Source organism: Sulfuriferula thiophila (assembly GCF_003864975.1).
GTDB lineage: Bacteria > Pseudomonadota > Gammaproteobacteria > Burkholderiales > Sulfuriferulaceae > Sulfuriferula > Sulfuriferula thiophila.
In genome coordinates this window covers 418170-430472 of the sequence record NZ_BHGL01000007.1, presented here as the reverse complement: position 1 = coordinate 430472, position 12303 = coordinate 418170, and the positions used below count along the sequence as shown (strand labels likewise).

General features: G+C 53.8%; 9 protein-coding genes and 1 riboswitch. All 9 genes read left to right on the top strand.

Annotation, left to right across the window (positions count from 1 at the left end; translation table 11 throughout):
- The first annotated feature begins 151 nt into the window (after positions 1–151).
- A riboswitch (S-adenosyl-L-homocysteine riboswitch) is annotated at positions 152–225 on the top strand.
- A 34-nt stretch (positions 226–259) separates the two neighbouring features.
- The 9 genes from metK to EJE49_RS06790 all read left to right on the top strand — a co-directional run bounded on the left by metK (position 260) and on the right by EJE49_RS06790 (position 12267).
- Positions 260–1423 carry a methionine adenosyltransferase gene (metK, locus tag EJE49_RS06830; protein WP_124949654.1) on the top strand — a complete coding sequence of 388 codons (1164 nt, stop codon included), beginning with the start codon at positions 260–262 and terminating at the stop codon, positions 1421–1423.
- A gap of 209 nt (positions 1424–1632) precedes the next feature.
- Positions 1633–2403 (top strand): response regulator, encoded by a 771-nt coding sequence (locus EJE49_RS06825; RefSeq protein ID WP_189941746.1) that lies wholly within the window; start codon positions 1633–1635, stop codon positions 2401–2403.
- A 133-nt stretch (positions 2404–2536) separates the two neighbouring features.
- Positions 2537–3058 carry a chemotaxis protein CheW gene (locus tag EJE49_RS06820; protein WP_223246779.1) on the top strand — a complete coding sequence of 174 codons (522 nt, stop codon included), beginning with the start codon at positions 2537–2539 and terminating at the stop codon, positions 3056–3058.
- Positions 3055–4620, top strand: a complete 1566-nt coding sequence (locus EJE49_RS06815; RefSeq protein WP_124949651.1) for a CheR family methyltransferase — start codon at positions 3055–3057, stop codon at positions 4618–4620. Before EJE49_RS06820 ends, EJE49_RS06815 begins: the two co-directional genes overlap by 4 nt.
- 56 nt (positions 4621–4676) lie before the next feature.
- Positions 4677–5333 (top strand): nucleotide-binding protein, encoded by a 657-nt coding sequence (locus tag EJE49_RS06810; RefSeq protein ID WP_189941744.1) that lies wholly within the window; start codon positions 4677–4679, stop codon positions 5331–5333.
- Positions 5334–5336: 3 nt separating this feature from the next.
- The gene (locus EJE49_RS06805; protein WP_124949649.1) at positions 5337–6053 is read left to right on the top strand and encodes a chemotaxis protein CheW; all 717 of its coding nucleotides are present in this window, start codon (positions 5337–5339) and stop codon (positions 6051–6053) included.
- A 44-nt stretch (positions 6054–6097) separates the two neighbouring features.
- Positions 6098–7642 carry a methyl-accepting chemotaxis protein gene (locus EJE49_RS06800; protein ID WP_124949648.1) on the top strand — a complete coding sequence of 515 codons (1545 nt, stop codon included), beginning with the start codon at positions 6098–6100 and terminating at the stop codon, positions 7640–7642.
- Positions 7643–7703: 61 nt separating this feature from the next.
- The gene (locus EJE49_RS06795; RefSeq protein ID WP_189941743.1) at positions 7704–9911 is read left to right on the top strand and encodes a methyl-accepting chemotaxis protein; all 2208 of its coding nucleotides are present in this window, start codon (positions 7704–7706) and stop codon (positions 9909–9911) included.
- Positions 9912–9966: 55 nt separating this feature from the next.
- On the top strand, positions 9967–12267 hold the full coding sequence (locus tag EJE49_RS06790; RefSeq protein ID WP_124949646.1) for a hybrid sensor histidine kinase/response regulator: 2301 nt from the start codon (positions 9967–9969) through the stop codon (positions 12265–12267).
- Positions 12268–12303 lie beyond the last annotated feature (36 nt).

The window sequence follows — 12303 nt, the reverse complement described above, 5'->3', positions numbered from 1 at the left end:
GTATACAAGATATATGGCGATCCTGATGTTATATGAGTAACTGCATTCAGCTAGTGTAGCTCGTGCTATTTTAACCCAAGACCTGTTTGTGCGTGGATTGAATTTGCTGTGAATCTATACACATGCGAGAGACTCCGCTAGAATGTCGCCTTGGTTTGAGGAGCGTTGCGACGGGGTCATCCCGCCAGGCTCAAACCGTTCTCATAGCAACGACGCTCACGTCTTACTTTTTTGTCTTTAACAGAAAGGCGTGTGTGCCATGCAAGATTATATTTTCACCTCCGAATCCGTTTCCGAAGGTCATCCCGACAAAGTCGCTGACCAGATTTCCGATGCCGTTCTCGACGCTATCCTGACGCAAGACCCTCATGCCCGCGTTGCCTGTGAAACGCTGGTTACGACCGGATTGGTGGTAATCGCCGGCGAGATTACGACCCACGCCATGATTGATTACAACCAGATTGCGCGGCAGACCGTGAAGCGTATCGGTTACGACAGTTCGGAAATCGGTTTTGACTACAATACCTGTTCCGTATTAACCACCTTTGGCAAACAGTCCGCTGATATCGCACAAGGCGTGAACGAAGGTCAGGGGCTGGATCTGGATCAGGGCGCGGGTGATCAGGGCTTGATGTTCGGTTATGCCTGTGACGAAACGCCATCCTTAATGCCGATGCCGATTTATCTGGCGCATCGACTAGTTGAACGCCAGGCGGAGCTGCGCAAAGATGGTCGTCTGCCCTGGTTGCGTCCGGATGCGAAATCGCAAGTATCGATTCGTTACGTCGACGGCAAGCCACAGCATGTCGATACCGTGGTGCTGTCCACCCAGCATCATCCCGATGTGTCGCATGCGCAGATTCAGGAAGCGGTGATTGAAGAAATCATTAAGCCGGTTATTCCAGCCGACATGCTGAAACAGGATGTGCGTTATCTGGTTAATCCGACCGGTCGATTTGTCATCGGCGGCCCGATGGGCGACGCTGGTTTGACTGGCCGCAAGATCATCGTCGATACCTATGGCGGTGCCGCGCCGCATGGTGGTGGCGCATTCTCCGGTAAAGATCCTAGCAAGGTGGATCGTTCTGCGGCTTATGCCGGTCGTTACGTGGCCAAGAATATTGTGGCAGCCGGTCTGGCCAGCAAATGCCTGGTGCAGGTGGCTTACGCAATTGGTGTGGCACGTCCGGTGTCGCTGATGGTAAATACCTTCGGCACGGGCAAGATCAGCGACGAACGTATTGCGCAGCTGGTCGAAGCGCATTTTGATCTGCGTCCGAAAGCGATTATTCAGACGCTCAATCTGTTACGCCCGATCTACACGCGTACTGCCAGTTATGGCCACTTTGGCCGTGACGAGCCGGAGTTTACCTGGGAAGCTACCGATAAAGCCGAAGCATTGAAATCGGCGGCGGGGATTTAACGCTGAGTTATCTCAAAGGGGTGTACGCTACGGCGACACCCTTTTTTTGCCTTTTGCCTTTTGCCTTTTGCTTTCTGCTTTCTGCGTAACCGGATTTGTGGCTTATTGCAGTCTTCACAGGAATCATTTAACCTGATCACAACTAATCTCAATTCTATTAAATAGTTATGGTCGATACTTCACATAGTGCAGGCCTTTCCAAGGCTCAGATGTTACTGCAGCAGCTGAAGGCAAATTATCTTGTTGAATTGCCAGAGCGCATCAACGAGTTGGAGCAGCTTGTACTGGACTTGAGTCGCACGGGTGAATTCGTGCAGCGATTTGAAGAGTTGTATCGTAAAACCCATAGTCTGAAAGGCAGTGCCGGCACCTACGGCATCCCTATTGTCAGCGCTATTTGTCATCAACTGGAAGAGACGCTCAATACTGTCACGGGTAATGCTGACCTGGTGAATGATGTCTTTCTCGATCGATGTATCGCCTATCTGGATTTGATGCAGCAAGCCGCTACCGCCGCTGCGCGCGGGCAAACTGTTTTCCCTGAAATCGAAAGCGCAATGGCCGGCATGCGTGCAGTCAGTGTTGGTAAAAAACTTTCCGTGCTGTTGTTGGAACCGTCCAAAGTGAATGTGACGCTGTATTTGGGTATGCTCAGGGAGCTGCCCATACAGTTTTCTCTGGCTGACAATGGATATGCTGCGCTGGAGCAGTTGCTGCAGTATCGTTTCGATATGGTTATTACGGGTTATGAAATGCCCATGCTTAATGGTGCTGCGCTGATCGGTGCGTTGCGTTTGTGCCAATGCCCGAATCAGCATATTCATGCCATACTCATCACCTCTACGCCTGATTTGCAGATTCCTGCAGGTGTGGCGCCTGATTTGATTATTCCACGAGATGCGCGCACAGGTGGTGTGCTATTGGCTGCAATGCAGGAATTTATCAAATTGCGGCATAAGGAAGGCGGAAGCGGCTTGTAAGCCACGACAGGCGGTTGGTTGCTAAACTATAAAATAAGAAAAATAAGTGGAGATGATGTGAACAAGACCGTGCAAACAAGATGGCTGGCATTCGCATTCCTCGTCGTGCTGAACTGGTATGCAAAGGGCTGATATGACAGCAACAGAGACGGATAATCACTCGGCCATTACCCCGCAGCCTGTATCCCAGGCTTATCAGGTGCTTGTGGCAAGAGCGGGTGGGCTGCTGGTGTGTATCGAGCTGGAGTGCGTGGAACGCACCTTTTCGCTGGTCGCTTTGCAGCCTGTTCCCGGCGGTGCGCCTGCGGTGGCTGGTATTATGAATTACGCGGGCAGCAGCCTGCCGGTAATCGATATTGCTGTTCGGCTGCTATTGCCGGCAGCGCCTTACAGTTTGGACACACCGATAGTCGTATGCGCACATGATGGCCGGCGGGTTGGGGTGATCGTCAGCGAAATTATCGGTATACAGATGCTGAATCGTGAGGATATGCAGCTTGCCCGGGAACTGGGCGGGCATGGCGCAGCGTTTAGTGCTTCATTGCATACCCAGCAGGGGCTGGCATATCTGCTGGATTCTGGCTGGCTGACAACATTCGATTTGTATGGGGCGAGTGGCGAGGCTCAATCTGAATTAAGGGCGAAAGTATCGTGACAGTGCTTGCCGGTGAGCTTGGTGACGCAATTGAGCTCAGTGCCGCCTGCGAAGAGGCTTTTTGCCGGGCCATTGCCCGTCGCACCGGTATCGTGTTGCAGGATCACCAATTACCAAATCTGCGTGAAACCATTCGTCTGGGATGCGAGCGTTTTAATTTCCCCGGATGCCCCCACTATTTGCAAAATCTGGAATCTTCACAAGGCTTGACTGCTGAGCTGGAATTTCTGATTGCGGGTGTGACGGTAGGTGAGAGTTATTTTTTTCGTGACAGCGAACAAATTTCCCTGCTGCGCGAACAACTGTTACCCGAGATGATTGCCGCCAAACGCGTGTCAGGCGATTTGTCGCTGCGCATCTGGAGTGCCGGTTGTTCCATGGGACAGGAAATATACACGTTAGCCCTGATGCTAAGGCAACTGATTCCTGATATTGCTTCCTGGCGTATTCACTTATTGGGTACGGATATCAATACTGAAGTCGTCGCCAAAGCGATGCAGGGTCGCTACTCTGAATGGTCGTTTCGGGCAACGCCGCCCGCAGTAATAGAGCGCTGGTTTTCCAAGGTCGATACGGAGTATGTGCTGGATGCAGAAGTGCGCAGTATGGTGCGATTTGCCTACCTGAATTTGACCGAAGATGCGTTCCCGTCCGTCATGAGTGAAACCCATGCACTGGATATGGTGCTGTGCCGCAATGTGTTTATTTATCTCGATCGTGAGGTAATCCGGCGCGTTATGGCGCAGTTTGCTGAATGCCTGACGGAATCCGGTGTGCTGATGCTAGGAGCGTCAGATCCGGTGGATTATGGCTACGCTACGCTGGTATGGCAGCAGACTGATCAAACGGCCTATTTCCGTAAAAACTCGCGGGCAATTAGCGACAATCGCAGCCAGGTGGCCCAGGCGGCATTGCTGGAAGCGGCTGTTGCCGTATCACCGCAACAGACTTATGTGCCTGAAACACCTCGGCCAGAACTGCCGGAACGTCAGCAAGCACCTGTGCAACCCGTTATCCAGCCGGATCGCGTGAAAATGGCGATAGCGATGCTGGGGCGTGGCGATTGGGAGGCCGGGCTGGCGATTATCGAGCAAGCCTGTGAGCTGGGCGAGGAAAACAGCATGCTGCAGCAGATGAAAGCCCAGGCGTTGGCGAATTTGGGCAGGGCCGAGCAGGCGCAGCAAGCCTGTGAGCGCAGCTTGCAACTGGATCCGGATAACAAGCATGCCTATCTGGTGCAGGCCATGATACTGGGGGAGTTGAATCAGGTAGCGGATGCCGAAGAGGCTTTGCGCAAGGCCTTATATCTGGATAGGGCGTTTCTGGAAGCGCACTATGAACTGGGCATGTTGCGCATGCGTAGCGGACGTCTGGCGCCCGGGATCAAAAGCCTGGAAAATGCGCTGCAACTTGCTTTGGCAGGTGATCCGCAGCGTGGTTTGCATAATGCCGGCGGTATGACCTATCAACGGTTTGCGCAGGTGCTGGCGAGCGAGATCGAGATTTATCGAGGTGGCCACAGTGCGAAAACCAGCAAGCTGGCGTCCCTGAATAAAATATAAGCGGTGAATTTGCCAGCCATGATGTGCTGGTAAAGGGCATACAAGAGGAGAAGGTTGTGGGCCGTATCATTGGTATCGTACAGGTGAAGGGCGGAGCAGGGCGTTCGACGTTGGCAACCAATCTGGCCGCAGCGTTATCAATGGAGGCGCCCACTGCGCTGATTGATGCGGATGTACCACAAGGCACGAGTGTTTCCTGGGGGGTGCTGCGCGAGCGGGCTGGGCGTATGGGGCAGCTCACCGTTACCGGGGCGGCAGACCATCGCATATTGGTTAGCAAAGCGCGCGAACTGGTGGCAACACATAGCTACGTGATCATCGATGGCCCGCCACGGTTGGCCGAAGTTATTCGTGTTATTCTCATTATGAGCCGGCTGTGCCTGATCCCTATGGGGGCGAGCGCAGCAGAAATCTGGGCGACTTCGGATCTGGTGCGCACCATTGCGGAAGCGCGTAATCGGCGCCTTGATGTGAATGCGTGCATCGTCTGGAACCGGTTTCGGGGATACACCCGCTCGGCTCGCGAACTGGGCGAAGCGGCGGAGCAGGAACTGGGCTTGCCCGCGTTACAGAGCAAGCTGGGTTATCGGGTAGCGTATTCGGAGGCGATGGCGCGCGGACTTTCTGTTGCGGAGTGGCCGGACAAACAGGCCCAGGTTGAATTCGCAGAGCTGGTCGCAGAAATAAAAGAACAACTTAAGGTGCAGGGCTAAGGCATGGCAAAGCGAAATTCACAGACAGATGTGTCCGCCTCATTGGGGGAGATGACGCTCAGCAAACCCCAGTTTGACGAAGCGCTAGCCTTCGCCGAGTCCGGAGTATCAACCTTTGTTGCTGCAGATATTGCAATGCCCCCACTGCACCGGGAGTCAGAAGTCAGTCAACGGGTGCAGACCGCGTGGTCCCTTATGCCCACCGATGCGTTGTCTCGCAAGATATTGCAGGAACGGGCGCAATTGCTGGCCACCGTAGCGAATGAACAAAAACACGAAGTCAGTGATCAGTTTTTGTGTTTTCGATTGGGCTCAATTGAGCGTTACGGAATTCCCTATGCGCATTTGCAGGAATTGCTGTATGTGGGCAGCCTCGCGCCCGTGCCGTGCACTCCGGCTTTTATTGCCGGCGTGGTAAACCATCGCGGTGAGCTGTTGACGGTGCTCGATCTCAAACATTTTTTCCGCATTGCCGCGACGCCGCGAACCGGGGAGGTGCGCATTGTCGTTATCCAGCATGGCAGTATGCGTGCCGGCTTGCTGGTGGATGGCGTTGATGGCAATGAGAATTTTCGCACGGCTGATCTGGCGCCCCCCCTGAATTCGGAAGGCGTGTTCAATATGGAGCATGTGCTGGGTATTCATGGCGGTAATGTCACCATGCTGAATGTGCCGGGTTTGTTGTCCGATCCCGCGTTGACGGTGGGACGTACGGCATAAAGCAGATATGTTATACAAAGACTAACTATATATTCGGGGGAAAGATGAAAGAAACCATGAATCAGCAGTCACTGACGCAATTGATGGATATCGACTTGGCGGGGCAGGCTTCGCGCAAGAAATTTGTCGATTTCACTGAGAATGATGCGCGCGCGCTGAAAGCGTTACGTCCCGCGGTAGAGGCCAGGGCCGATTACATCGTTGACCTGTTCTATGCCAATATCGAGCGCTACACTGAACTCATGGGCACAATTAAAGATGCCGGCTCCAATTTGGATCGGCTAAAGATGGCGCAGAAACGCTATCTGCTGGAATTGTTCGACGGTGATTATGGTGATGCCTACTTTGAACGTCGACTCAAGATCGGCGTGATTCACAACAAGATCGGATTGACGCCGCGCTGGTATCTGGGCAGTTACAGTGTCTACAGTCAGGCGATTATTCCGATGATCATCCGCAAATACTGGTGGAGTTCACGTCGGCGGGATGCTGCGCTGATGGCCTTCAACAAGATTATTTCCCTCGACTCGCAACTGGCAATGGACACCTACATTCATGGCCTGATGACGGACTTGCGTGGCGTCAGCATGACCAAAGGTGACATAGAGACGCGACTGAATGAGTATCAGGATTTCATTGGTAATGTGGCCGGCGGTGATTTGCGACAGCGCCTGCATGTGCAGGGTGAAGACGTGCTGGCGCGGCTGGGGGGCAATCTGAATGGCATGACCGAAAGTCTGGCGGGTGTGGCAAGTGGCATCAAGGAAGCGGTTAATACCATGTACACCTCACTCGAGCAAATGCAGAATGCGATCAACGCCCAGTCGGCCGGCGCATCGGAACAGGCGGCATCCGTGCATCAGACCACAACGACACTGGAAGAAATCAAGGCGACCTCTGCGCAAACGCTGGAAAAGGCGCGCATGCTTGGTGAGGTGGCTGAGCGTACCCGCCGTGAAAGCGAGCAGGGTATGGCGGCAGTGGATCAGGCGGTAGTCAATATGGCTTCGATACGCGAGCGGGTGGAAGGCATTGCGCAGACGATCTTGTCCCTGAGCGAACAGACCCAGCAGATCGGCGAAATCACGGCCGTTGTGACCAATCTGGCACAGCAGTCGAAAATGCTGGCGCTAAACGCCTCGATTGAGGCCGCCAAAGCAGGTGAGGCCGGTAAAGGTTTCGCTGTGGTGGCGGCAGAAGTGCGGGAGCTGGCAGAGCAGTCGCAACAGTCGACCGCGCAAGTGCAGAAGATCCTGCAGGATATTCGTCATGCGACCGATAAGGCGGTGATGGCGACAGAAGAAGGCAGTAAAGGCGTCGATAGCGGAGTGTTGTCTGTACAGCGTAGCGGCGAAGCTATGCGGCAACTGAGCGAAGTGATCCGTGAAACGTCGTTGGCCAGTCAGCAAATTGTGGCTGCCGTGCGTCAGGAAGCAGTCGGTATCGATCAAGTCGCGCTGGCAATGTCGGAAATCAATAAAGTGACCTCGCAATTTGTTACCAGTGCGCAACAAAGTAAAGCCTCTTCCGGTGAATTCCGTAATGTGGCCGAACGTCTGCGCGAGACTGTCAGCGTATACAAGTTGTGAGCGTAAGTTCAGTAACCACTTGGGATAATTCGTAATGGGAAAAACGATGAGCAACCGGATCATGCAGCCAGCCATCCAACTGATGGGGGCGTTGAACTACAAGACCAAATTCCTGGTGATTTTTTTGCTTTTTCTGCTGCCGCTGGGGACATTCAGCTTCATGCTGTTAAAGGATTTATATGTGCAGACAGCCACTACCAAACAGGAAATAGTGGGTATCGAGTACATACAGGCGCTGAATAATGTGCTCAGGGAAGTAACTGATCATCGGGGCAGAATGAATGCTTTTCGGCGTGGTGAAGCATCTTTTCGCGATAAGGTGCTGCAGAATGAGGTGGCTGTTGATAAAGCATTTGCAGATCTCGCTGAGCAAGACAGGCTAAGTGGTGGTCTGTTGAAAGTAGGTTCGCGTAGCCGCGATTTGCAGCATCAATGGGCCGTATTGAAACGGGATGGTTTCAATTTGCCGGCCACTGCAACCTATAATGCCCATGTCAATCTGCTGGTTGATATCAATGCCTTGATTCGTCATGTGGCGATTACATCCAACCTGCTGCTGGATCCCGATATTGATAGCCAGTTGATTGCGCTTACTGCGATATACCGGATGCCCCCCCTGATAGAGTCCGTGGCACGATTACGGGGGCTGGCGACTACTGTCGAGGCAGCTCAAAAAGTGTCGCCTGAAAATCGTGGTGTGCTTCAGCTAAGACAAGAAACGCTGTTAAAAAATGCGAATGTATTGGAGGCCGAGCTGCGCATAGCTTACCAGGCGAATGACCAGCTCAAGTCACAGCTAGCGGGTGCCAGCCTTACTGCCTTGACCAGTATACGTAATTTTGTGCAGCGTGTTGATGTGCAACTGGTTAATAGTGCACATATTAATGCTACAGCAGTGGGGTTTTTTGATGAGGGCACGCAGGTTCTAAACAAAGTCTGGGCGCTTAATGACGTTGTTACCCCATCCCTGCATACGATATTCGAAACTCGCCTGATGCGACATAAGATGCAGGAGCTAATTACAGCCGCAGTAATTACTTTGGTGATATTGCTCAGTATTTACCTATTTGCGGGATTTTATCTGGCGATGCGCCAGACTCTGTCCCGAGTGGATGAGGGTACTCAGGCGCTCGCCGCGGGAGACCTGACTGCTCGTATCAAGATTCATGGTAAAGATGAAATGATGCGCATCGCGGAAAGTTTCAATGCTTTGGCTGTGACGCTGGAAGAAAAAACCCTCCGTGAGCATGAGCAACTGGTCGCGTTGCGCAAGGCGGCAGATATTCAGGATCGTGTGGCAAAACTGCGTGCGCACATCGAGCAGGTCGCGGCAGGCGATCTGACCCGGCGTATTGAGGTGTCGGGTGAAGATGATCTGGCATTACTAGGGCAAAATCTGAATACCATGACCGAGAATCTTGCGCGAGTGGCCGCCGGCACGCAAGATGCGGTGAATGCCATGAATACTGTGCTGGATGAAATGCAGGGTGCAATTGAAGCGCAGTCATCCGGAGCAGCGGAGCAGGCGGTGGCAGTCAATCAGACCGCCGCCTCGATGAACGAGATCAAGGCTATCTCGTCGCAGACGCTGGATAAAGCACGTGCTTTGGGGGATATGGCTGATCAGACCCGGCGCGAGAGTGAAGAGGGTTTAAGCTCGATCAGCCTGGGAATAGCGGGGATGGAAGCTATACGTCAACGCATGGACGACATTGCCAGGACGATATTGTCATTGAGTGAACAGACCCAGCAGATCGGCCAGATTACCGCAGTGGTTACCAGCCTGGCACAGCAGTCCAAAATGCTGGCGCTAAATGCATCGATTGAGGCCGCTAAAGCCGGTGAGGCGGGTAAAGGGTTTGCGGTAGTTGCCGCAGAGGTGCGTGAGCTGGCAGAACAGTCGCAGCAATCCACCGTGCAGGTGCAGAAAATTCTGCAGGATATACGGCACGCCACCGATAAAGCGGTGATGGCGACAGAGGAAGGTACTAAAGGCGTGGATGCCGGTGTGTTATCGGTGCGGCGTAATGGTGAGGTGATGCGTCATCTGGGTGATGTGATCAGCGAGACCACGCTGGCCAGCCAGCAGATTGTCGCAGCCGTACGCCAGGAGGTCGTTGGTATCGATCAAATGGCGCAGGCCATGGCGGAAATCAACAAACTGACTACGTATTTTGTCGTTAACGTGGAGCAGAGCAAGGCGTCTTCGTTGGCGCTGGTCAAAGTGGCTGCACGACTGCGCGAAAGTGTCAGTGCATTCAAGCTTTGATAGGGGCGATGTGAGCAGGATGGGGGTTACAACAATGCACAAGGATAGCTGAGTTATGCCACTGGGGCTGGATCAGGAATTACTCCGTCAGCTGATGGAAACCTTCGCTATTGAACTGGAAGAGCAGATCCAGTTGATTACCGATGGCTTGCTCATGCTGGAGAAGGGGGCGCAGGAGGATGCCCGGCAGCATATTCTGGACGGCGTGTTTCGTGCCGCTCATAACATTAAAGGTGCTGCTCGCGGAGTCGGGCTAACCGATATCTCGGACATTTCGCATCATCTGGAAAGCATGTTTGCCATACTGAAACGGCAGAATGCCAACCCGGATGGCGCGGTAACGGATCTGGCTCTGGAATCGCTGGATGCGATGCGCCAGGCGATGGTCGCGCAGAATGAAAATACGCCGCTGGCTTTTGATAAAGTGTCCCTTTTAGTGCGACTGGAAGCGAAAGTGGCTGGCGATGCAGTGCCTGAAGCGACTAGTCCAATTGCACCGCCTGCGGTGTCGCCCGTGGCGGAAGCGGCACCTGTTGAACTTGTGCCCATGCCAGCGGCGACACCATCAACACCTGCTGCCGTGGTTATTGAGCAAGAAAAGCCCATAGAGGCGCAAACGGTGACGGTGTCGGATGTGGTGCGTGTCAACCTGGAAAAGCTGGAAAAGCTGGCCGCGCAAATAGAAGAGTTGCAGGTCACCAAAATCGAGATGGAAGATCACCTTGCCAGCATGCAGAGTCTCAAAACGCTGGTGCATGAAATGGTGACGAGTTGGCGGCGCAGCGGTATCCGCAGTACAAATCTGGCATCCAGTACGCTGCATGAGCTGGAAGGGTTTCTGCAGCGTAATACCGATGCGATCACCGAGCTGGATGCTTACGCAGTAGCCATGCACAGAGATATGCGCTCCAGCACTAATCGACTGGGGATACTGGTCGAAACCTTGCAGGATGATGTGCGGATGATGCGGCTGGTGCCGGTGGCGACGTTGTTGCGACCGATGACGCGTTCGGTACGGGATATCGCCCGCGAGCTCGGTAAGAAAGTGAATTTTGAGTTGCGTGGGGACGAAATCGAAGTGGATCGGGTGGTGCTGGAAGGCATGCGGGATCCTTTGGTGCATCTGCTGCGTAACGCGCTGGATCATGGTATTGAGACGCCTGCGTATAGGCAGTCCAAGGGTAAGCCGGCAGAAGGTAGCTTGCTGGTAGAGGTGCGCGGCGAAGGCGGGCAAGTAGTCATTATTGTGCAGGATGATGGCGACGGCATCTCTGCGGAAAAGATCGCGAGGACGGCAAGCAAAAAGAAAATCGCTACAGATACCGAATTGGCGGCCATGAGCCGGGATGAAATTCTGGGGTTGATTTTCAGGCCCGGATTTTCCAGCAAGGACATTATTACCAGCATTTCTGGCCGCGGTGTCGGTCTGGATGTGGTGGTAGCCAACCTGCGTAGCCTGAAGGGTACTGTGCAGGTTGAAACGGAGGAAGGCAAGGGTACACGTTTCATCCTGCGGCTGCCGGTGACGCTGGCGAGCGATCATGGTGTGCTGGTGAAAGCGGGCGGCGCCTTATTTGCCATACCGACTACTTCTGTTGATCGTATTATGGAAATCAGTCCCGCAGAAGTGATCGAGGTGGAAGCCAGTCACGCTATCTTGCATCATGGTCGGGCGATCCCGTTGCGTGATCTGGCAGCGGCGCTTGAGCTAACTGGCGGTGAGCGCCTGGATAAGGGGCGCTTGCCGGTAGTGGTGGTGTCCAAGGGGTGGGACAGCGTGGCTTTCCTGGTGGATGAGGTGTTAGGGGAGCGGGAAATGGTGGTCAAGCCGTTTCGACCACCGCTGGTGGCCGTGCGCAATGTCACCGGTGGCACACTCACCGGTAGCGGTGATGTCATCATGGTGCTGAATTCAGCGGATCTGGTGGATTCAGCACTCAAGAGTTCGTTGGCAAGATTGCCGATGGCGGGGATGAGGACGGAAGCCGTGGTCGCGCCGCGCGTGCTGGTGGTGGATGATTCGATTACTACCCGCTCGCTGGAAAAGAGTATTTTGGAACATGCCGGTTATCAGGTGAGCGTGGCGGTGGACGGCAGGCAGGCCTGGAATCTGCTGCAAGAGCAAATGTTTGATCTGGTGATCTCGGACGTTGAGATGCCGGAGATGGATGGTTTTCAGTTGGCGGAGCATATCAAGCAGAGCGAGCGTTTGCGTGACATGCCCGTCATCATTGTGACTTCGTTGGCGAATGAGGCTGACCGCAGGCGCGGCATAGAAGTGGGGGCTGATGCCTATATTGTCAAAGGTCAGTTTGAAACCAAGGCGTTGCTGGATGTTGTCTCGCAACTGATTTGAAATGATGGAAGCGGATAACCGACAAGCATGAAAAAA

What these genes read in the sequence shown, in the direction of transcription:
- EJE49_RS06795 (WP_189941743.1), top strand. Translation starts at nt 7,704, where the DNA reads ATGCAGCCAGCCATCCAACTGATGGGGGCGTTGAACTACAAGACCAAA.
- EJE49_RS06800 (WP_124949648.1), top strand. Translation starts at nt 6,098, where the DNA reads ATGAAAGAAACCATGAATCAGCAGTCACTGACGCAATTGATGGATATC.
- metK (WP_124949654.1), top strand. Translation starts at nt 260, where the DNA reads ATGCAAGATTATATTTTCACCTCCGAATCCGTTTCCGAAGGTCATCCC.
- EJE49_RS06790 (WP_124949646.1), top strand. Translation starts at nt 9,967, where the DNA reads ATGCCACTGGGGCTGGATCAGGAATTACTCCGTCAGCTGATGGAAACC.
- EJE49_RS06825 (WP_189941746.1), top strand. Translation starts at nt 1,633, where the DNA reads ATGTTACTGCAGCAGCTGAAGGCAAATTATCTTGTTGAATTGCCAGAG.
- EJE49_RS06805 (WP_124949649.1), top strand. Translation starts at nt 5,337, where the DNA reads ATGGCAAAGCGAAATTCACAGACAGATGTGTCCGCCTCATTGGGGGAG.
- EJE49_RS06820 (WP_223246779.1), top strand. Translation starts at nt 2,537, where the DNA reads ATGACAGCAACAGAGACGGATAATCACTCGGCCATTACCCCGCAGCCT.